Source organism: Idiomarina aminovorans (assembly GCF_023155095.1).
Taxonomy (GTDB): domain Bacteria; phylum Pseudomonadota; class Gammaproteobacteria; order Enterobacterales; family Alteromonadaceae; genus Idiomarina; species Idiomarina aminovorans.
Map to the genome: position 1 here is coordinate 574,783 of NZ_JAKNDA010000001.1, position 20,917 is coordinate 595,699.

Sequence of the window (20,917 nt, forward strand, 5' to 3'; positions counted from 1 at the left end):
GTCTTCACTTTTTCGTGTGCGAAAAGTTCGTAGCATGGGGGCTAACTGGGCGCTTAATTTTAGCACCAACGATTACCTTGGCTTAAGCCAGCACTCAAAGATAAAACAAGCTTTTAAGCAGGCTATCAATATCTGGGGTGTGGGCAGCACAGGCTCGCCTCTGCTCAGCGGTTACAGTGCGGTTCATCAGGAGCTTGAAGAACTGCTCGCAGACTGGTTAGGAAAACCCAGAGCTTTGCTGTTTACTTCTGGTTTTGCTGCTAACCACGGTGTCCTGACAACTTTGCCAGGTAAGCAGGAAAAGCTGTTCGCAGATAAGCTGGTTCACGCCTCGATAATTGACGGTATGCAACACAGTGAAAAGCGCTTTAAGCGGTACCTGCACAACCAGCCGGAGCCTATGGTTTGTCAAGCTCAGCCGGGCGACTGGCTGATTACTGAAGGCGTTTTCAGCATGGACGGTGACAGCTGTGACTTAGGTCAGTTGATCGCTTTAAAACGACAGCAGGGCATCAATATTATGCTTGATGATGCGCACGGGCTGGGCGCGTATGGTGTTGAAGGAAGAGGGACATTAACTGTCGATTCGGCAGTTGCCGACATTATTACGGGGACTTTTGGCAAAGCTTTAGGAGTTGGTGGGGCATTTGCCTGTGGTGGTGATGATGAGATTGAAAGTTTGATTCAATTTTGTCGCGACTATATTTATTCAACATCAATGCCGCCGGCTCAGGCTGCGGCGATAAAAGCCGCAATAGAGATTGTGCGCAGTGCAGAGGGTGATGAGCGTCGGGCCCGGCTGTGCGCCAGAATTCAGTATTTCCGTGAGCAAATGAAGCATCGTAATTTAAAAACCATAGATTCAAATACAGCGATACAAACTTGGTTATTTGATTCAGATGATGCCGCGCTGAAAATGTCAACGCAATTACAGGCGAACGGTTACTTATGCAGTGTCATTCGCCCTCCGACAGTGCCGGTGGGCAGCTCCCGTATCCGCTTTAGTTTAACCTCAGAAATGTCGCTGGCCACCCTTGAAAATTTTTGGCAGGTGGTGGACAGGGTTAACGAGAATTAATGAAACCGATGAACTTTCAGCAGGCCGTTGCCCGGCAATTCAATAAAGCCGCAAAAAACTATCGTCAACACGCGGATATTCAACGTCTGACTGCTAACACGCTATTGGATCTTGGTCCGGGCGAAGCGACCCGTGTGCTGGATATAGGTTGTGGCCCTGCATCGACAACCGCGCATTTATTGCCGCGGGCAAAACACTACATGGGTATTGATATTGCCCCGGCGATGCTGACAAGAGCAATGAACGAATACCCGGAGCAGGCATGGCTTAATGGTGAATGGGAATCTCTGCCTGTTGCTGATCAATCAATTGACTGGCTTTTCGCTAACTTGTCAATGCAATGGGTTGATAATTTAACAAAGGCGATGAGTGAAGCTTACCGTGTTATAAAGCCAGGTGGTGTTGTAACCGTTAATACGGTTGTCGAGGGGACCTTTAACTCATTTATTAAAAGCTGGAATACAGTCGATGATTTACAGCATACACAGACCTTTTATTCGGCCGAAAGGGTGCAACGCGAAGTGGGTTCGTTTAACTGGCATTCTACTGAGGTTAAACTGGAAAACCATACTCAGTATTTTGCCAATACGCTTGAACTTATAGGAAGTATTAAGGGCGTTGGTGCTAACTATGTGAGGCGAACCGATAATGCCGGTTTGATGACCCGAAATCGGCTACATCAGTTAGAAAATGCTTTTGAGAGCTACCGTGCACCACGGGGACTGCCGCTTGAATGGTCGGTTCTTAATTTTAAATTAATTAAGTAAGATTGATATTAGGTTAACATGAACACTTATTTTATTGCTGGAACAGACACTGATGCGGGAAAAACTGTTGCTGCCTGTGCTTTTGTTCAAAACTTAGTTAAGCACCACCAAAAAACCGCAGTTATGAAACCGGTTGCTTCTGGATGTTACTGGCAAGACGGCAAACTCGTTAACGATGATGCATTGAATTTAATGCGTCACAGTAATACGACTTTCGATTATAGCAGAGTCAATCCTTATACTTTTGCAGCGGCTATTGCGCCCCATATAGCCGCTGCAGATAACGATGTTGTTATAGATAAAGAAACGTTAGTGGCTGCGGTGGAATGGTTTGGCCAACAACCGTTAGACAACCTGGTGATTGAAGGCGCCGGAGGCTGGCAATTACCTTTGGCGCCGGGTTTGCGCATGCCCGCGGTTGTAAAGGCTGTCGATGCTAAGGTGATTCTGGTTGTCGGATTAAAACTGGGTTGTCTGAATCATGCGTTACTCAGTCTTGAGTCAATACTGCACGAAGGTTGTGATGTTGTTGGGTGGATAGCGGTACAGACCGAATCAGAGCCCATGCCAAGACAACAAGAGAACCTAAGCTCGTTACGCGAATTACTCGGTACCCGGGAACTTGCTTATCTACCTTACGTACCAGAGTGGTCAGAAAAAGATTTGACGATTTATTTTAACGGGCAAGATTGAAACTCGACAAATTAACCCCACATAATTTATCAGACTCAGTCTCCCCCGGAGTGGAAGCAATGAAAAGAATTCTGCTGTTTTTAGCCACTAACCTGGCCATTTTGCTGGTTGTTAGTGTGGTCTTTAATATTGTAATTGCAGCAACGGGTATTGACGCACAAGGCTCTGTTGGGCTATTTGTTTTTTGTGCGTTGTTTGGTTTTGGCGGTGCTTTTGTATCACTTTGGATATCGCGTTGGATGGCATTGCGTTCAACCGGCGCGCGGGTAATAGAAAAACCACAGAACCAATCTGAACGGTGGTTACTGCGTACGGTCCAGCAACAGTCGCAGAAAGCCGGGCTGCCGATGCCTCAGGTAGCGGTTTATCAGTCGCCTGAACCCAATGCTTTTGCGACCGGCCGCAGTAAAAAGGCTTCTTTGGTTGCGGTAAGCACCGGGCTATTGCAGAACATGGATGGCGACGAAGTCGAAGCGGTTCTGGCACATGAGATGAGCCATATTGCTAACGGCGATATGGTTACGCTGACATTAATTCAGGGCGTAATTAATACGTTCGTGATGTTTTTTGCGCGAATTATTGCCAGCGCGTTAATGCGTGGCGGAAATAGCCAGCGAGGTGGTGGCTTTGCCTATTATGGTGTCGTTATGCTGTTGGAAGTTGTATTTGGTGTTTTAGCCAGCACCATTGTCATGTGGTTTTCGCGCCAAAGAGAATTCCGTGCAGATGCAGGGTCGGCCGAGTTGGTTGGTAAACAAAAGATGATTGCCGCTTTACGCCGTTTGCAACAAGGCAAAGAGTCACAGCTGGACGGTACGATGCTGGCATTTGGCATTAGCGGCAAGCGCTCAACAATATCTAAATTGTTTATGAGTCATCCGCCTCTGGAAGAGCGCATTCATGCTCTTGAGCAACGGCGTTAGTCGTTGCTTTTCAAGGGATACAGCGGTACATTCTTAATTCTTAGTCAACGATAAAACGGATAAATTTTAGTTATGGCCCAGTGGAGTGCGCGCAGTTGGCGCGATAAGCCAATTGAACAACAGCCGAAGTATTCAGATCCGTCGCAATTGCATGCAGTAGAACAACAACTGAGTCAGTTTCCGCCGCTGGTTTTTGCTGAAGAAATACGGGCGCTGAGAAACCAATTGAAAAGTGTCTGCGAAGGAGAAGGTTTTCTTCTACAGGGCGGTGACTGCGCAGAATCTTTTAATGATTTTAATGCGCCTAAAATCCGCGACACCTTTAAGGTCATTCTGCAGATGGCCATCGTTATGACGTTTGCCGGTTCCTGTCCGGTAACCAAAGTGGCTCGTATGGCAGGCCAATACGCCAAGCCGCGCTCAAGCGACTTTGAAACCATTGGTGATTTAAGTTTGCCGAGCTATCGCGGTGATATTATTAATGGCGCTGAATTCATTGACACGGCTCGTCAGCCCGATCCGGAGCGTATGCTTAAGGCTTATCATCATTCGGCAGCCACCTTAAACCTACTACGGGCGTTTGCACAAGGCGGCCTGGCAAATCTGCACAAAGTGCATAAGTGGAATCTTAGTTTTATAGCCTCAAACCCCTCAAAAGAACGTTACCAGAAAATTGCTGAAGAAATACAGTCAGCTTTGCGCTTTATGGAAGTGCTGGGTATTAATGCCGATAACAATGCAACCATACATGAAACGTCGTTATTTACCTCTCATGAGGCCTTGTTGCTGCCTTACGAGCAAGCATTAACTCGCACCGATACCTTAACCGGGCTTCCATACAACTGCTCGGCGCATATGGTCTGGATAGGGGAGCGCACTCGCAAACTGGATCATGCGCACGTTGAATTTATGCGAGGTATTCATAACCCCATAGGGGTAAAAGTTGGTCCTACTATGTCGGGTGACGAACTTATTCAACTAATTGATGCGTTGAACCCTGATAATGAGCCCGGGCGTTTAACGCTTATTACCCGTATGGGTGCTGATAACCTTGCGAATAAGCTACCGGAGCTGGTGCGTCGCGTTAAACAGGAAGGCCGTAACGTTGTCTGGTCGAGCGACCCGATGCATGGCAATACCATTAAAGCGGATAATGGCTTAAAGACTCGTAACTTTGACGCCATACATAAAGAATTAAGACATTTCTTTGCGATTCATCAAGCGGAAGGCACTTATCCGGGAGGTATCCATCTGGAAATGACGGGTGAAGATGTTACAGAATGTACTGGCGGTGCCTACCGTATCAGCGAAGCGGATTTATCCAGTCGTTATCGTACTCAGTGCGATCCGCGACTGAACGCTGATCAAGTGCTAGAATTAGCTTTTCTGGTCGCAGAATCATTAAAAGCAGCCCGCAACGGCGCGGGTTGATAGTCTCCTATAACCGGATATTAAAGAGGTATATTTTTATATGTCGCAACAGGTAGAAGTGTTATTTGAAAACTTGTGGCAAGATTATTTATCACGTACTCCGTCAGCCAAGAAGGTTCATCAAATATTAGGCGAAGGGCACCCGATCGTTAATGATCATGTGGCGTTTCGTACCTTTGATATCAGTCCGGTTGGTTTAGAAGTCTTAGCTCAGCACGTTTTAGATTTGGGTTATAAAGAGGGTGGTGATTATCATTTTGAAGCTAAAAAGCTGCGTGCAAAGCATTTTGAACATGAAAATCCTGAGCTTCCAAAGGTATTCATTAGCGAATTGATGACTGCTGAATTTTCTGATGAACTACAGCAGAAAGTCAAAGATATGGTGGCTCAGGTGTCAGAAGAAGATACTCGAAAGTCAGACTTCCTATACTCGGGTACACACTGGAAAGTCAGCCATGCTGATTATCAGGCGTTATTGGAAGAAAGTGAGTACGCGGCCTGGATGGCGGCATTCGGCTACTGTGCTAACCACTTTACCGTTAGTGTAAACCAGTTGCCAGGCTATGATTCTCTGGAGCAAGTGAACCAAAAACTGAAAGACAATGGTTTTAAACTCAATGCTTCAGGTGGTGAAATTAAAGGCTCTCCGGAAGTTTATCTGGAGCAGTCATCAACCATGGCTGATCGTCATCCGGTTGAATTCTCTGATCAGACGGTTGAAATTCCCAGCTGTTTTTATGAGTTTGCTAAGCGTTATGAGATTGAGAGTGGCAAGCTTTATACAGGCTTTGTCGCCGCGTCTGCCGATAAAATTTTTGAAAGTACTAATGCTCAATAAATTCTAGCCTGCACGAACCATAAAGCGGCATTAATAGCGATGCCGCTTTAAATTTGTTTGAGCCAGAATTTTTGCTGCAATTTCTTCTACTGAATAGTGTGTTGAGTTTATAAAGGGAACGGCTTCCCGGCTGTAGAGCTTTTCTACTTCCGCCAGTTCAAATCGACACTGCGCCATAGAGGCGTACTGACTACCTTCACGCCGTTGACTCCGTATTCCATGTAAGCGCTGTGACGACAGAGTCAAGCCAAACAGCTTATGACGATGCAGCTTTAACTCTTCAGGTAATTGCAATCGTTCAAAATCATCGTCATCCGTCAGTGGATAGTTAGCAACTTTAATGCCGTATTGCATGGCAAGATACAGACTGGTCGGGGTTTTTCCGGTGCGTGATACACCAATTAAGATCAAATCGGCTTTATCGAGTTGATTTAAGCGTTTTCCGTCGTCGTTATCTAACGCATAGTTAATCGCATCTATTCTGAAATTGTAATTTTTGTGCACACCATGAGTCCGGTGCGTTTTAGGTTCAGCTTTTACTCCCAGCTCTTTTTCTACCGGAGCAACAAAATGGTCTAAAAAGTCATAACATATGCCACCACAGTCGGTAATCTTTGCTTTGAGCTTCTCATTCACGAAGGTATGGAAGATTAACGGCGGTTCGCCGCTTTCAGAAACTGCTTTTTTTATGATTTTACAGACGTCATTAGCTTTTTCGGGACTGTCTATAAAAGGCAATGTTTTGTGCTCAAAAGTCACTGGGAACATGGATAAAAGCGCATGACCAAAGGCCTCAGCGGTTAATGCAGTACCATCAGAAATGTAGAATGCGTAGCGCACAGGAAATCTCTTTTTAAGCGATTGTAGGTTCGATATTAACTTGTTGGGCTGCAAGGTGTAAAATAGAAGTCACTTCAATGCCGAAAAAATCAATTAAGGATTGTGACGTGCAAGAATACGTAGTTTGGTACCAACATCTGGGAATGCAGGACGTTAGCCGAGTCGGTGGTAAAAATGCCTCACTGGGTGAAATGATCAGTAACTTATCCGGAGCAGGGGTCGAAGTTCCCGGCGGATTCGCAACCACAGCCGATGCCTATAACCAGTTTCTGGAGCAAAGCGGGTTAAACGATCGTATTCACGATTTTCTCGACACTCTTGACGTTGATGATGTTCAGGCTTTAGCTAAAGCGGGTAAGCAGATTCGCCAATGGATTGTCGACACACCATTTCAGCCTGAATTTGAAAACGCCATTAAAAACGCCTTTGCCGAGCTTAGCGAAAACAATGATGAATTCAGTTTCGCTGTGCGCAGTTCAGCAACGGCAGAAGATATGCCCGACGCTTCTTTTGCCGGACAGCAGGAAACCTTCCTCAACGTTCGTGGCCTAGGCAGTGTTATGGAAGCCATTAAACACGTTTTCGCTTCATTATTTAATGACCGTGCTATCTCGTATCGGGTTCACCAGGGCTATGACCATCGCGGTGTCGCATTGTCAGCCGGAATTCAGCGTATGGTACGTAGCGATATTGCCTCGTCGGGTGTCATGTTCAGCATCGATACAGAATCCGGTTTTGAAGACGTGGTCTTCATTACATCGTCTTTCGGTCTGGGTGAAATGGTGGTTCAGGGGGCGGTTAATCCCGATGAATTTTATGTCCATAAACCAACGTTAAAAGCCGGGCGTCCGTCAGTGCTTCGCCGAACTTTGGGCAGCAAAAAAATTCAGATGATTTTCTCTGACAATAAAGAGCACGGAAAACAAACCTTAATTGAGGATATCGAGTCATCTAAAAGCTTAACCTTTTCAGTGACCGACGAAGAAGTTGAAACCTTAGCCAAACAAGCTTTGATCATTGAAGAGCATTATGGTCGCCCAATGGATATCGAGTGGGCGAAAGATGGTATCGACGGCAAGCTTTACATTGTTCAGGCACGTCCTGAAACCGTGCAGTCAAATCAAAGAGGTCAGGCAATAGAACGTTTTGCGTTAAAAGCAAAAGGCGATGTTGTCTGCACCGGACGCGCTATTGGCCAGCGCATTGGCCGTGGTGTGGCTCGTGTACTGAATGACATTAGCGAAATGGATAAAGTGCAGCCAGGGGACGTATTGGTTACCGATATGACTGACCCTGACTGGGAGCCTATTATGAAACGGGCTGCTGCCATTGTGACTAACCGTGGCGGACGTACCTGCCATGCGGCTATTATCGCGCGTGAACTGGGCATACCAGCCGTTGTTGGTTGCAGTGATGCAACCGACCAAATAAGCAATGGTCAGGCGGTCACTGTTTCCTGTGCCGAAGGTGACACTGGCTATATCTATCAGGGTGAACTGGACTTCGATATTACCGAGTCACAAATTGACGCTATGCCGGATTTACCACTGAAAATTATGATGAACGTAGGCAACCCCGATCGCGCTTTTGACTTCGCCGGCCTTCCGCATGCGGGTATAGGTCTTGCGCGACTTGAGTTTATTATTAACCGAATGATAGGCGTTCACCCGAAGGCGTTGTTGAATTATGACCAGCAAAGCGATGAGTTGAAAGAGACCATTGGCAACATGATGGCAGGGTATAGTAGCCCGCGAGAGTATTATGTCGCTCGTTTAGCTGAAGGTGTCTCAACCTTAGCGGCGGCATTCTCACCAGAGCGAGTGATTGTGCGTATGTCTGACTTTAAATCTAACGAGTACGCAAACCTTATCGGCGGTAAGCAGTACGAACCCGGTGAAGAGAATCCCATGCTGGGTTTCCGCGGCGCCTCTCGTTATATCTCAGAAGAATTTCGCGACTGTTTCGCATTAGAGTGCGAAGCTATTAAACGCGTTCGTAACGATATGGGCCTGAGCAATATCGAAATCATGATCCCCTTTGTCAGAACGCTTGAAGAGGGCCGCAAGGTTATCGAACTACTGGCGGAACAAGGGCTGGTTCAGGGAGAGAATGGTTTACGGGTTATTATGATGTGTGAGCTGCCCTCTAATGCTCTGTTAGCTGATGAGTTCCTCGATATCTTCGATGGCTTTTCTATTGGTTCCAATGACCTAACCCAGTTAACTTTAGGTTTAGACAGAGATTCGGGGGTTATTGCCCATTTATTTGATGAGCGCAACGAAGCTGTGAAGCAGCTATTAGCAATGGCTATTCAAACCGCCAAAAAACGCGGAAAATATGTTGGTATTTGTGGGCAAGGGCCTTCCGATCACCCTGATTTTGCAGCCTGGTTGGTTGATCAGGGAATTGATTCTGTGTCACTGAACCCGGATACTGTTATTGAAACCTGGATGTATTTGGCGGACCACCTGTAAAATGACGGTATTACCCAAGGTTGCTGCAGAAAAGGCTTTGCCAGAAGACTACCGAAACTTTATTGAGCAGATAAAAGAGTCGGGCTTTGCTGGTGAAATTGATGTCAGTTATTCGGGTCGCTTAATTGCGGCCACGGATAACAGCGTTTATCAGAATCTGCCGCAGGCGGTTTTGTACCCACTGCATCATGCTGACCTTGTGCTGTTGATGCAGCTGGCCGGACAGGAGAGTAACCGTAGTGTACAGTTCTCGCCCCGCGGTGGCGGCACTGGTACAAACGGTCAGTCGTTAACGTCCGGCATTGTGATTGATATTAGCCGCCACATGAACAAAGTACTTGAAGTTAACCCCAAAGAGGGCTGGGTTCGGGTTCAGGCGGGTGTGGTTAAAGATCAGCTTAATGACATTTTACGACCCCATGGTTACTTTTTTTCACCAGACCTTTCTACCAGCAATCGCGCGACACTTGGCGGCATGATTAATACGGATGCCTCCGGTCAGGGCTCACTTGTCTACGGTAAGACCAGCGATCATATTCTGGGGTTAAAAACGGTACTGCTTGACGGTTCTGTAATGGATAGCTTACCGGTGTCACTCGAGCAGGCTGAAACTATTGCAGGTCAGGACACTCACATTGCACGGGTATATCGGCAAGTTATCGATACCTGCGTTGGTGAGGTGGAAAAAATTCGTGATAAGTTTCCACCACTGAACCGTTTCTTAACTGGCTATGATTTAAAACACGCTTATAGCGCTAAACAGCAAAGTATCGATGTCTCACGAATTATTGCCGGGTCAGAAGGGACTTTGGGTTTTGTTAGTGAAGCCCGGCTAAATATTACGCCCATTCCCAAACACCGGGTGTTGGTTAACGTTAAATACTCCAACTTTCAGGCGGCTTTAGAAAACTCTCCGTTTCTTGTTGATGCCAGGGCTACATCAGTTGAAACGGTTGACAGTACTGTTTTAAATCTCGCGCGCGAAGACATTATCTGGAAATCCGTTCAGCCGTTACTTTCAGATGTCGAAGGTCAACGCATGGACGGTATTAACATGGTTGAATTTACCGGCCTGGATCAGAACGAAATTGACGGTAAAGTTAACGCCCTGACTGAGCGTCTGGATAAACTGATTAAAAGCAAAGACAACAAAGGCGTTATTGGTTATCAGGTTTGTGATGATCTGCCCAGCATACAATTGATTTATGCCATGCGGAAAAAGTCAGTGGGACTACTCGGTGCCACAAAAGGGCGTCGTAAACCTGTTGCCTTTGCTGAAGACACAGCCGTTCCCCCGGAAAAACTGGCGGAATTTATTAGCGAATTTAGGGCGTTACTCGATGCTAACGGCCTTAATTACGGTATGTTTGGCCACGCCGACGCTGGTGTTTTGCATGTTCGCCCGGCGTTAGATATGTGTGAACCCGATGATGAAGTGTTGTTAAGGCAAATTAGCGATAAAGTAGCAGAGCTAACGCAAAAATATGGCGGTTTAATGTGGGGTGAGCATGGAAAAGGGTATCGTTCGGAATACGTTCCATCCTTTTTTGGTCAGCAGCTTTATACCGAACTGCAAAAAATTAAAGCTACCTTTGACCCCTGTAATCAGTTAAATCCGGGAAAAATTTGCACACCGTTGAATACCGACGCGCAGTTAGTTTCTGTTGACTCAGTAAAACGAGGTTTTTTTGATCGACAAATTCCTGTAGAGACTCGGGACAGTTACAAAAATGCCATGGATTGTAACGGTAACGGCTTGTGTTTTAACTATGACCCGAAGTCTGCTATGTGTCCGTCCTACAAGGTGACAAAGGATCGCCGGTATTCTCCTAAAGGCCGCGCCGGGCTATTGCGGGAATGGTTACGCTTAACTTATAACGCCGGTTACGACGCCGCTAAAAAGCCTGAGTCAGCAGGCTTTTTAAAGCGTCAATTCAATCGATTTACGGCAAAAGACGACTTCAGTCACGAAGTAAAACAGTCTATGGATAAGTGTCTGGCGTGTAAAGCTTGTACCAATCAATGCCCGGTTAATGTCGATGTACCGACATTTCGAGCCCGTTTTTACGATCATTATTACAGTAAATACGCTCGTCCAGTAAAAGACTATCTGGTTAAGGGCATTGAAAAGACCGCACCTGTTGCGAGTAAAGTTCCAATGCTCAGTAATTTGCTGATCAATAACTTTGCCAGTCGGCTATTACTTAAATACATTGTTGGTTATGTCGATACGCCATTGTTCTCTGCTCCAAACTTGAAAACAGCCTGGAGACGTAATGGTCTTAGTGAGTTAACAACCGAACAAATTCTAAATTTAACCGGTGAAGAGCAGGCACAGGCAGTCGTTATAGCGCAAGATCCTTTCACCACTTACTACGAAGCTGACTTTGTTTTAAAGCTGGGTTTACTGATTGAAAAATTGGGTTATACGCCTATTTTGTTGCCTTTTATTGGGCATGGCAAAGCGCAGCATGTAAAAGGCTTTCTGAGTGACTTTGACAAAACTGCGGTTAAAGTGACTGAGCAGCTACAACCACTATCAGATGCCGGCATTCCGTTAATTGGACCTGACAGTTCAACGGCTTTGATATTCAGAGATGAATACCGAAAATCAAACCAGGGCCAACTGCCAGAAGTTAACGTAATGACCGTAATTGAATGGTTAAATACTCTAGATTTTGGGGAAACTATTCCTGTCAGTACCAGTCATTATGGGCTATTGCTGCATTGCACAGAGCAAAGCTTTGTGCCCGAGTCCGCGCAACAATGGCAAACGCTGTTCCAAAAATTAGGGTTAAAGCTGGATATTGTTAATGTCGGTTGCTGTGGTATGGCCGGTACCTTTGGTCATGAAAAGCAAAACCAGGATGACAGCCTTGGCCTCTATGAAATGGGGTGGCAGCAGGCGGTACAGCGATATGGCAGCAGTGGTGTTCTTGCTACTGGTTTCTCATGTCGGTCGCAGATAAAGCGAATAGAAAAAAAGCGGGTGAGACACCCGCTTGAGATAATCTTACAGAGCCTGACTTAAGTCAGGCTTTTATTTTACTGCTTACCTTTGGCAATAATTTCACGCGCCATTTGGTCAGCAACAGCACCAGTAGGGCGATCTTCATCGTTTGCACGAGCAAAAAGCTTATCCAGCGTATCGTAAATACCACGAACACGTTTTTCACTTTCTTCCAGGCTCATATTGGCGGCCTCTGAACACACATGAATAACACCACCGGCATTAATCACGTAGTCTGGTGCGTAAAGAATACCCATATCTTTCACAGCCTGGTCATGCCTGGGGTTAGCTAATTGATTATTGGCGCTTCCGGCAATGATTTTCACCTTAAGTTGCTTTAAAGTGTCATCATTAATGGTCGCACCCAAGGCGCATGGTGCGTAAACATCTGCATCAACGCCGTAGATTTCATCGAGACCGACAGCCTTAGCGTCTAGCTCTTTAACGGCTTTATCAACGGCTTCCTCATTAATGTCGGTAACAATCAGTTCTGCACCATCGTCCGCGCAGTACTTAGCAAAACCATAACCAACAGAACCAAGACCCTGAACAGCGATTTTCACACCTTTAAGATCATCATTGCCTAACTTGTTTTTAGCCGCCGCTTTAAGACCCAGATAGGTACCCAATGCAGTATGTGGCGAAGGGTCACCTGCTTTATCGCCGGTACCGGCAACATAATTGGTTTCTTTGGCAACTATATCGATGTCTTCGGTACGAATGTTGACATCTTCAGCGCTAATGTAGCGACCGCTTAAAGAGTCGATAAAGCGACCATAAGCACGGAAAAGCTCTTCACTTTTTATCTTTTTTGCGTCACCAATGATAACCGCTTTACCGCCGCCCAAAGGCAGACCTGAAATAGCACTTTTATAGGTCATACCGCGGGACAAACGCAATACATCAGTCAAAGCTTCAGCTGATGACGAATAGTCCCACAAACGTGTACCGCCAAGGCTTGGACCTAACGTTGTATCATGAATGGCAATAATGGCTTTAAGGCCTGATTCTTGATCATGACAAAACACAACTTGCTCGTGATGGTCGAATTCGGGATGCTCGTATAGAGACATGAATATCAATTCCTCATTGCTTCAAAAATTGCGCGAACATTACCATTTAGATAGGGCTCGCGCTACTTTGTGGATTGAATAAATTTGGTTATTCAAACGGGCGTTTATCAACTCTTGTTTACACAGAACCACTCATGATTGATCAATGTACAAGTAGATAATTCCCTGGTTTATCATCTCAGCCACTAATTCAGCCTGCGGGCCTGACTTAGCTAACGATGCAAGCTCTGATGCTGGTTTTGAACCTTGCAGTTGAGCCAGCCACTCAGCTGTCGTCAGAGCTTCTGCGGATACGTCAAAAGCTTCGCCATTTCCATAAAACTCAGTATTGCTCAGTTTAAGAAAACGAGCGCCCGACGTTTTTTCAATAAACGCATTGGTTTGTGCGAGTAAAGCCGGAATTTGTTGTGCTGTAGTCGGCAATTCAGGTTCTGGAAGAGGGCGTTTTGACTGCGAAATAATTCTTGCCAGTAAGGCATTTATTTCGTCACCCGTTAAAGCTTCTTTTAAAAAGCTTTTTAAGCCGATTAATTGCTTCTCTTCAATCTTCCACGAGGTGTCTTCACTCACTATTTCTGGATCCTGATAGCGCTGCTGCAATGACTCCTGTTGCATCGCGATATCGCCTAACTGCAAAAGAAGTTCTGCTTTAGATGGAGCCCGAAAGCCAACGGAATAATTAAGTGATGGTTCTAAGGCAATGCCATCATGAGGACAGCCGGCCGGAATATATAAAACATCGCCAGCGTTCAGATTTTCATCTATGACAGCTTTGAATTCGCCTTCTACCTGGCAAAGGTCGTTCGCTGGCTGACATTCCCGCATTGATTGTCTCTCACCAACACGCCAGTGACGTGAACCGGCCCCTTGTATTATAAAAACATCATACTGATCCAGGTGAGGACCAACACCGCCGTTTTCACATGAAAAACTGACCATTATATCGTCAATGCGCCAGTCGGGAAGAAAGCGAAAAGGAGCTATGAGTTCACCTACGTCAGGCAGCCATTCATTGACTGACTGCACCAACAGAGTCCAGTGGCTTTCACCGAACTGTTCGTAATCTTCAAATGGACCGTGGGTGACCAACCAGCCAGATTCTGTGTTTGTATTTGATTGAATAACCCGCGAGTCGGCGCCTTCTTCCATTGCCAGCCCCGCTAAAATTTCAGGACTGACCGGGTCTGTGAAATTGGTAAAGCCTTGCCGGATAAGACAAGGCTTTTTCTGCCAATAGTTCGCTAAAAAATCGTGTTTATCAAAGGCTAGTTTCATAGGAGCTCATCAACGAACTGTGTTGCTCGGCCGATATAATTAGCCGGAGTCAATGCTTTCATTTCGTCTTTAGCGGCATCAGGTACGTCTAAAGAGTCAATGAATTTGGCCAAATCATCGCTGGTAATGCGCTTACCGCGAGTTAACGTCTTAAGCTTTTCATAGGGCTTTTCAACGCCGTAGCGGCGCATGACGGTTTGCACTGGTTCGGCCATGAGTTCCCAGTTTTCATCGAGCTCAGCTGCTAAGCGCGCTTCATTCACTTCCAGTTTATTCAAACCTTTTAAGGTTGCCTGAAATGCGATAACGGCGTGTGCAATACCAACGCCTAAATTACGTAAAACGGTAGAATCAGTTAAATCACGCTGCCAGCGGGAAATAGGCAGTTTCTGAGCCAAGTGCTGCATAACCGCGTTAGCAATGCCCAGGTTACCTTCGGAGTTTTCAAAATCGATAGGGTTAACTTTATGCGGCATGGTTGATGAGCCAACTTCGCCTTCAACGGTACGCTGCTTAAAGTGATTCAGAGCAATGTAGCCCCATAAGTCGCGATCAAAGTCGATTAATACCGTATTAAAACGGGCTAACGCATCAAAGTATTCAGCAACATAGTCGTGCGGCTCAATTTGCGTGGTGTACGCGTTCCAGCTTAAGCCTAATGAGGTTACAAATTGCTCTGAAATTTGGTGCCAGTCAACGTTAGGGTAGGCCGCCAGGTGTGCATTGTAATTACCGACAGCACCGTTAATTTTACCCATGACATTCACAGCCTTAAGCTGCTCCAGCTGACGTTGCAGACGCACCGCAACATTCGCAAACTCTTTACCCATTGTAGTCGGGGTTGCTGGCTGCCCATGAGTACGAGCCATCATCGGAACCGCTTTATGTTCTTTCGCCAGTTCTTTCACGCGGCCAACCAATTTCTGCATCATTGGCAGTAGTACTTCATCTCTTGCGGTATTAAGCATTAAGCCGTGGGAGAGGTTGTTAATGTCCTCGGAAGTACAGGCAAAGTGAATAAACTCGGATACGTTGTTCAATTCCTGGTTATTTGCTACTTGCTCTTTCAGGAAGTATTCAACCGCTTTTACGTCATGATTGGTGGTGCGCTCAATGGTTTTTATACGCTCCGCGTCTTCTACCGAGAAGTTTTCAACAATGGCATTCAGTATCTGTGTTGCTTCTTCACTCAGTGCCGGGACTTCTTTAATACCGTCGGCGTCTGCTAATAATTGCAACCAACGAACCTCAACAGTCACTCGAAACTTAATCAGTCCGTATTCGCTAAAAATAGGACGTAGCATTTCTGCTTTTGCGGCGTATCGTCCGTCAACAGGTGATACTGCTGTCAGTGAGGAAAAAGGCAACATAAACTGGCTCTCCGGGGTTAATTAAATCATTAATCGTTATGCGATATGCAGCAACTGCTGCGCTGTATCTAACATTTTTTTTCGTGAAAAAACAAAATGACGGCGTTTGCCGCCAACTTGCTGCCACAGCACAGCACTACGAATGCCGGCCAACAACAACGTTCTAATATGGTGCTGATTCGAGTCCCGTTTCAAAAATTCCGGGTTCCCGTTAATTCGAATGGGTTGTCCTAAAGGACTTATCAGTTCGCGATAAATACCCGCGAAACTCTGCTGTATCCGATAATCCTCAAACTCAAACTCTTCTTTCTGGCGCTTTACCTGAGTAATTCGTTCGCCGAGTAAGTTAAGCGCGTCAGGTTGTTTGAGCAAGCGTCGGGAAAGATGGATCAACCCCACTAAATAACGAGTGACTTCCAAATCTTTATTCTTATTATTGCCAGCCTGACGAATAAAAGCCTGAATGCCGGGTTGGATGTTGTCGAGACCACCGTATATATCTTCGATGTTATCCGGATTTTGCTGCAAGAGACTATGTATCAGGGTATTGGTAATGGATTCAGGGTAGAGCTCACCACTACGTGCTAATTTTTGCACGGCAACAGCACTTAACGACATGCCCGCTAAGGCAATAACACGTTGCTGCCATTCGTTCATAGCTTAACCTCAAAATCGGTACTGCGTTGCTCAATAATGCCGCCACCCAAACATACATCATTGATATAAAATACGGCTGACTGTCCGGGAGTCACTGCAGCAACTGGCTCTTTAAACTGAACCTGGAAGTCGCCGTTTTCGAGCGGCGTTACCCGACAGGAAATATCTTGCTGGCGATAGCGCGTTTTAACGGTGCAGTCGAAAGCCTCTGCTGGCGTGTTACGACTCACCCAATGTAATTGTCCGGCAATAAGCCCTTGAGAATACAAACGTGGATGATTTTTGCCCTGCGCCACAATGAGCACATTACGCTCAACGTCTTTGTCGACAACGTACCAAGGCTCACCTGAAGTATCGGCCATTCCGCCTATATGTAGACCTTTACGCTGACCGAGTGTGTGGTACATCAAACCTTCATGTTCGCCTAAACTTTCACCATCAACAGACTCAATTGGGCCGGGTTTAGCAGGAAGGTACTGCTGCAAAAAGTCTTTAAACTTGCGTTCGCCAATAAAACAGATACCGGTTGAGTCTTTTTTATCTGCAGTAACCAGTCCTTGTGCTTCTGCAATTCGGCGCACTTCTGGTTTTTCCAGCTCTCCAACCGGAAAGAGGGTTTGTCCAATGTGTTCATGGCTTAAGGTATACAAAAAGTAGCTTTGATCTTTATTACTGTCTAAGCCACGCAGCATCTGCCACTTGCCATTCTGTTGTTGGCGACGCACGTAATGCCCGGTGGCAATGTAATCGGCTTCTAAGGCTTCTGCGGCAAACTCAAGAAAAGCTTTAAATTTGATCTCTTTGTTGCACATTATATCCGGGTTTGGTGTACGTCCGGCCTTGTATTCTTCCAGAAAGTACTCGAATACATTGTCCCAGTATTCTGCCGCAAAATTAATGGTATGCAGTTCAATCCCGAGTGTTTCACACACTTTTTCAGCGTCGGCTAAATCGTCAGATGCCGCACAGTATTCGTCAGTATCGTCTTCTTCCCAGTTCTTCATGAACAGACCTTCTACCTGATAGCCCTGCTGTTGAAGAAGGTAAGCTGAAACGGAAGAATCGACGCCTCCGGACATTCCGACAATGACTTTTTTTCTGGCATTTGACATAGGTTGACCCTAACTGACTGTAGCTCCTGAATTGGCTGCGCATTCTATCATTTTAGGCTGCGCTAGGGTAGCTCAGGAAAGCTACCAAACCGGAGGTTCTGTTCGCCACTCGCCGGGCTGCATGGTTTTTAATTGAAATGGCCCAACAGCCGCTCTGATAAGGCGCAAAGTAGGGAGTTCCACGTGAGCTGTCATGCGTCTAATTTGGCGGTTCTTTCCCTCCCTAATTTTGATGCAGAGCCATGTGTCCGGCACACTTTTTCTCTCACGTACGGGGGGATTCCTGGGCCATAAGTTCATCGGCTCCGGCATAACAAAAGCGTCGGCAGGGCGTGTCATGCCATCATTTAATTCTACGCCAGTTCTTAACTGTTCTAATTGTTCTTCGCCAGGATTACCCTCAACCTGTACCCAGTAGGTTTTCCAGACTTTGTATTTGGGGTTGGCCAGTCGAGCCTGATACACACCATCATTGGTTAAGAGCAGCAAGCCTTCGCTGTCTTTGTCCAGGCGTCCCGCAGGGTAGACATCGTTGTGGGGAATATAGTGCTTTAATGTTTGATCGCCTTCTTCCCCGGTAAATTGAGATAACACACCATAAGGCTTGTTCAGTAACACTAGCTTAGGGTTTGCCGGTCGTTTTGCCTGTGATCTCATGCCTGCCTCAAATTGTTCTGTCGATTTAAATTGGATCGCGCCAATGGATACTCTAGTATATCGGGCGCTAGTTTATCTTACTGATCAAAAAAGTGTGGGAATTTCTGTGGATGATAACAAAGTAATAATTGGCGGATCACTGACTGAAGCGCTGAAAGGCAACTATCAGTTATCGATACGACAAGTGTTAGAGCAATCGTTTAATCTGACCAAATCGAACTTAGTTTCGTTACTGGGTGGTTTTTTGCTTTTGCTGAGTATCAATGTGGTTATGGTACTGGTGCTAATGAATGTTTTTTCTATTGAACGTATAGAAAACTCAATGGAAATACAATTTTTTTCCAGCATGTTACAGGCCGTCATTAGCGCACCTTTACTCGGTGGATTGATGCTCATGGGAATAAAACATAGCATAGGTATTAATACCAGAACGGCAGATGTCTTTAACGGCTTTAACTCAATGGTGCCACTGATAACCGTCGCGGTTATCAGTACTCTATTAAGTGTTATAGCTAGCACGGTATTTAGCCTGCTTCATCCAAATTTGGGGATTCTGGTATCGCTTTATATTACCGTTATATTGACGTTTGCTATGCCTCTGGTGGTTGAGCGAGGTACCGGACCGTTAAATGCTTTATTTTACTCAATAAAAATCACTCATTTTAAGTTGCCAAAATTCATCCTTTTATTTTTAATAATTGCCGGATTATTGCTTGTCGCAATTATTCCTTTGGGATTAGGTCTTATTTGGATGCTGCCAATGATTTATAACCTCATTGGAGTGGTCTATCGAGACATTATTGGCGTAACCGTTATTGAGAAACCAAAAGATAATTCGTCTGAAAACATTTCGGCTTGAGGAATAGATGCGATTATTCACTGTTTTATTATTTATTGTACTGAGTATTGCAGCACTGCTTTTACCCTGGTTTATTAAAGAACCCGGGTTAAAAGCGCCTGACCAATCTGTTACAGCACACTTACCGGCAATTCCGGAGGTTGAAGTACACCGGGATTTGCCCGACTTTATGTCAATGACTGACGTAACAGCAAAAAAAGAAGCGTTTTTTCGCTTTTTATTACCCTTAATTAAAGCGGAAAACATACGCATACTGCATGACAGGGCTTATCTTGAAGCAATATACGAGCGTTTTAAAAACAATGAGCTCAGCGCTGCCGATAAAAAACAGCTGGCAGAGTGGATCAATAGCTATCGGTTGGAAGATGATATTGCAATTGATGAAGACCTCTTTGGTCTTTTAAAGCGCCGTATTGATATCATTCCGGAAATGATGGTGTTGGTGCAGGCGGCTAATGAGTCAGGCTGGGGTACGTCAAGATTTTCGCGGAAGGGCTTAAACCTGTTTGGTCAATGGTGTTACTCCAAAGGTTGCGGCCTGGTCCCTACAGGACGAATTGAAGGCGGTCGCCACGAAGTTGCACAATTTAATTCAGTTAATGCTTCAGTAAAAAGCTATATGCGTAACATTAATACGCATGGTGCCTATCTTGATTTACGTTTATTACGTGAACAAAAACGCTTAGATAATGCTGATATACGGGCACGAGATTTGATTACCGGATTATCCAGTTATTCAGAGCGGGGCGAAGAATATATCGACGAGCTGCGCGCAATGATTCGTATAAACCGTCCGATTGTTGAGCGTGTTAGCGAAGAATTGAATACACAGGACACGGCGAAACCGGATTGATGAAAGTGTGAAAGTTTCTATCCTATCAATACAAAAAAGGCGCTTTATCAGAGCCTTTTTTGTGGATAATTTATGCTAACAGCTTGATTGGAATATCGCTGGTTAATGGCACCTCAGCGTTCGAAACGTCTGGACTGAAATTGTCGGTGTCAAAGGCTTTATCACCGCTCTCATCGGCAACTCCGTCTGCTGCCACTGACTTAAAATCAAATAAGGTCGTGTCCGCTAAATGTGAAGGAACAACGTTTTGCATTGCGGTGAATAAGCTTTCAACTCTGCCGGGGAATTGTTTGTCCCATTGGTTCAGCATCTGTTTAATTTGTTTTCTTTGCAGGTTTTCCTGAGAACCGCACAAGTTACATGGAATTATTGGAAACTCCATTGCGGCTGAATAGTGCTCCATGTCTTTTTCGCGGGCATAGGCTAAAGGACGAATAACAACGTGCTCACCGTTATCGCTAGCCAGTTTAGGCGGCATTGATTTTAACTTACCGCCATGGAACATGTTTAAGAAAAGTGTTTCTATCATATCGTCACGATGATGACCCAGTGCAATTTTAGTGGCCTTTAGCTCTTTCGCTGTGCGGTACAAAATACCGCGTCTAAGCCGGGAGCACAGTGAACATGTTGTTTTCCCTTCGGGTATTTTATCTTTAACGATGCTGTAAGTGTCTTCTTCAACAATTTTGTATTCAACACCCAATTTATTTAAATAAGCGGGTAATACATGCTCTGGGAAACCCGGTTGCTTTTGATCCAGATTAACGGCAATTAAAGAGAAGTGAACCGGAGCAACTTTTTGCAGGTAAAGCAGAGTGTCTAACAGGGTATAGCTGTCTTTGCCACCCGACAGGCAAACCATAATATGATCACCATCCTCAATCATTCCGAAATCTTGTATGGCTTTTCCCGCGTCGCGGCGAATACGTTTCTGTAGTTTACTGAAACTGTATTTGTTTTCACTGGCCATAATGGCTCCTGCAACCTATTTTATCTGGAAGTTTTTA

The 20,917-nt window shown here is 45.5% G+C and carries 18 protein-coding genes; 10 read left to right on the top strand and 8 right to left on the bottom strand.

The window, feature by feature from the left end:
• The first annotated feature begins 16 nt into the window (after window positions 1-16).
• From L8G48_RS02900 to L8G48_RS02925, 6 genes are all read left to right on the top strand, one after another.
• Window positions 17-1,078 (top strand): aminotransferase class I/II-fold pyridoxal phosphate-dependent enzyme, encoded by a 1,062-nt coding sequence (locus tag L8G48_RS02900; protein WP_248263112.1) that lies wholly within the window; start codon window positions 17-19, stop codon window positions 1,076-1,078.
• A complete protein-coding gene (locus tag L8G48_RS02905; RefSeq protein ID WP_248263113.1) occupies window positions 1,078-1,845 on the top strand; it encodes a methyltransferase domain-containing protein in 768 nt (255 codons plus the stop codon). Before L8G48_RS02900 ends, L8G48_RS02905 begins: the two co-directional genes overlap by 1 nt.
• 18 nt (window positions 1,846-1,863) lie before the next feature.
• Window positions 1,864-2,538 carry a dethiobiotin synthase gene (gene bioD, locus L8G48_RS02910; protein WP_248263114.1) on the top strand — a complete coding sequence of 225 codons (675 nt, stop codon included), beginning with the start codon at window positions 1,864-1,866 and terminating at the stop codon, window positions 2,536-2,538.
• 59 nt (window positions 2,539-2,597) lie between these two features.
• Window positions 2,598-3,461: a protease HtpX gene (htpX, locus tag L8G48_RS02915; protein ID WP_248263115.1), complete on the top strand. Its 864-nt coding sequence runs from the start codon at window positions 2,598-2,600 to the stop codon at window positions 3,459-3,461.
• Window positions 3,462-3,533: 72 nt separating this feature from the next.
• Window positions 3,534-4,892, top strand: a complete 1,359-nt coding sequence (locus L8G48_RS02920) for a class II 3-deoxy-7-phosphoheptulonate synthase (protein WP_248263116.1) — start codon at window positions 3,534-3,536, stop codon at window positions 4,890-4,892.
• 40 nt (window positions 4,893-4,932) lie between these two features.
• Window positions 4,933-5,730, top strand: coding sequence for a DUF1338 domain-containing protein (locus L8G48_RS02925; protein WP_248263117.1), 798 nt, complete (start codon window positions 4,933-4,935; stop codon window positions 5,728-5,730).
• A 30-nt stretch (window positions 5,731-5,760) separates the two neighbouring features.
• Here L8G48_RS02925 and ppsR read toward each other — a convergent pair whose 3' ends face one another.
• Window positions 5,761-6,570, bottom strand: coding sequence for a posphoenolpyruvate synthetase regulatory kinase/phosphorylase PpsR (gene ppsR, locus L8G48_RS02930; RefSeq protein ID WP_248263118.1), 810 nt, complete (start codon window positions 6,568-6,570; stop codon window positions 5,761-5,763).
• A gap of 107 nt (window positions 6,571-6,677) precedes the next feature.
• Between ppsR and ppsA the strand changes: the two genes are divergently transcribed.
• Both ppsA and ydiJ read left to right on the top strand, forming a co-directional pair.
• The gene (gene ppsA / locus L8G48_RS02935) at window positions 6,678-9,044 is read left to right on the top strand and encodes a phosphoenolpyruvate synthase (protein WP_248263119.1); all 2,367 of its coding nucleotides are present in this window, start codon (window positions 6,678-6,680) and stop codon (window positions 9,042-9,044) included.
• A 1-nt stretch (window position 9,045) separates the two neighbouring features.
• Window positions 9,046-12,075: a D-2-hydroxyglutarate dehydrogenase YdiJ gene (gene ydiJ, locus L8G48_RS02940; RefSeq protein ID WP_248263120.1), complete on the top strand. Its 3,030-nt coding sequence runs from the start codon at window positions 9,046-9,048 to the stop codon at window positions 12,073-12,075.
• Window positions 12,076-12,089: 14 nt separating this feature from the next.
• Here ydiJ and L8G48_RS02945 read toward each other — a convergent pair whose 3' ends face one another.
• The 6 genes from L8G48_RS02945 to L8G48_RS02970 form a co-directional block, all read right to left on the bottom strand.
• Window positions 12,090-13,127: a Glu/Leu/Phe/Val dehydrogenase dimerization domain-containing protein gene (locus tag L8G48_RS02945; RefSeq protein WP_248263121.1), complete on the bottom strand. Its 1,038-nt coding sequence runs from the start codon at window positions 13,125-13,127 to the stop codon at window positions 12,090-12,092.
• 132 nt (window positions 13,128-13,259) lie between these two features.
• Entirely contained in the window at window positions 13,260-14,402 is a 1,143-nt protein-coding gene (locus L8G48_RS02950; RefSeq protein ID WP_248263122.1) for a cupin domain-containing protein, read from the bottom strand.
• Window positions 14,399-15,769 (bottom strand): adenylosuccinate lyase, encoded by a 1,371-nt coding sequence (gene purB, locus L8G48_RS02955; protein ID WP_248263330.1) that lies wholly within the window; start codon window positions 15,767-15,769, stop codon window positions 14,399-14,401. Before purB ends, L8G48_RS02950 begins: the two co-directional genes overlap by 4 nt.
• 39 nt (window positions 15,770-15,808) lie before the next feature.
• Complete coding sequence (hflD, locus tag L8G48_RS02960; protein ID WP_248263123.1) at window positions 15,809-16,429, bottom strand: high frequency lysogenization protein HflD; 621 nt, start codon at window positions 16,427-16,429, stop codon at window positions 15,809-15,811.
• Window positions 16,426-17,541 carry a tRNA 2-thiouridine(34) synthase MnmA gene (mnmA, locus tag L8G48_RS02965; protein WP_248263124.1) on the bottom strand — a complete coding sequence of 372 codons (1,116 nt, stop codon included), beginning with the start codon at window positions 17,539-17,541 and terminating at the stop codon, window positions 16,426-16,428. The genes hflD and mnmA overlap by 4 nt, the downstream gene beginning before the upstream one ends.
• Window positions 17,542-17,622: 81 nt before the next feature.
• A complete protein-coding gene (locus tag L8G48_RS02970; RefSeq protein ID WP_248263125.1) occupies window positions 17,623-18,198 on the bottom strand; it encodes a pseudouridine synthase in 576 nt (191 codons plus the stop codon).
• Between the two features lie 43 nt (window positions 18,199-18,241).
• On the opposite strand from L8G48_RS02970, the gene L8G48_RS02975 reads away from it, so the two are divergent.
• Both L8G48_RS02975 and L8G48_RS02980 read left to right on the top strand, forming a co-directional pair.
• The gene (locus L8G48_RS02975; protein WP_248263126.1) at window positions 18,242-19,057 is read left to right on the top strand and encodes a DUF2189 domain-containing protein; all 816 of its coding nucleotides are present in this window, start codon (window positions 18,242-18,244) and stop codon (window positions 19,055-19,057) included.
• Between the two features lie 7 nt (window positions 19,058-19,064).
• On the top strand, window positions 19,065-19,910 hold the full coding sequence (locus L8G48_RS02980) for a glucosaminidase domain-containing protein (protein WP_248263127.1): 846 nt from the start codon (window positions 19,065-19,067) through the stop codon (window positions 19,908-19,910).
• A 70-nt stretch (window positions 19,911-19,980) separates the two neighbouring features.
• On the opposite strand, the gene ttcA is transcribed toward L8G48_RS02980, so the two are convergent.
• The gene (gene ttcA / locus L8G48_RS02985) at window positions 19,981-20,880 is read right to left on the bottom strand and encodes a tRNA 2-thiocytidine(32) synthetase TtcA (protein WP_248263128.1); all 900 of its coding nucleotides are present in this window, start codon (window positions 20,878-20,880) and stop codon (window positions 19,981-19,983) included.
• Window positions 20,881-20,917: the final 37 nt, after the last annotated feature.

Bases quoted from the DNA above. Each gene is read 5' to 3' on its own strand.
- L8G48_RS02905 (WP_248263113.1), top strand. From the start codon at position 1,078: ATGAAACCGATGAACTTTCAGCAGGCCGTTGCCCGGCAATTCAATAAA.
- bioD (WP_248263114.1), top strand. From the start codon at position 1,864: ATGAACACTTATTTTATTGCTGGAACAGACACTGATGCGGGAAAAACT.
- htpX (WP_248263115.1), top strand. From the start codon at position 2,598: ATGAAAAGAATTCTGCTGTTTTTAGCCACTAACCTGGCCATTTTGCTG.
- L8G48_RS02920 (WP_248263116.1), top strand. From the start codon at position 3,534: ATGGCCCAGTGGAGTGCGCGCAGTTGGCGCGATAAGCCAATTGAACAA.
- L8G48_RS02925 (WP_248263117.1), top strand. From the start codon at position 4,933: ATGTCGCAACAGGTAGAAGTGTTATTTGAAAACTTGTGGCAAGATTAT.
- ydiJ (WP_248263120.1), top strand. From the start codon at position 9,046: ATGACGGTATTACCCAAGGTTGCTGCAGAAAAGGCTTTGCCAGAAGAC.
- L8G48_RS02945 (WP_248263121.1), bottom strand. From the start codon at position 13,127: ATGTCTCTATACGAGCATCCCGAATTCGACCATCACGAGCAAGTTGTG.
- L8G48_RS02950 (WP_248263122.1), bottom strand. From the start codon at position 14,402: ATGAAACTAGCCTTTGATAAACACGATTTTTTAGCGAACTATTGGCAG.
- hflD (WP_248263123.1), bottom strand. From the start codon at position 16,429: ATGAACGAATGGCAGCAACGTGTTATTGCCTTAGCGGGCATGTCGTTA.
- mnmA (WP_248263124.1), bottom strand. From the start codon at position 17,541: ATGTCAAATGCCAGAAAAAAAGTCATTGTCGGAATGTCCGGAGGCGTC.
- L8G48_RS02970 (WP_248263125.1), bottom strand. From the start codon at position 18,198: ATGAGATCACAGGCAAAACGACCGGCAAACCCTAAGCTAGTGTTACTG.
- L8G48_RS02975 (WP_248263126.1), top strand. From the start codon at position 18,242: ATGGATACTCTAGTATATCGGGCGCTAGTTTATCTTACTGATCAAAAA.
- L8G48_RS02980 (WP_248263127.1), top strand. From the start codon at position 19,065: ATGCGATTATTCACTGTTTTATTATTTATTGTACTGAGTATTGCAGCA.
- ttcA (WP_248263128.1), bottom strand. From the start codon at position 20,880: ATGGCCAGTGAAAACAAATACAGTTTCAGTAAACTACAGAAACGTATT.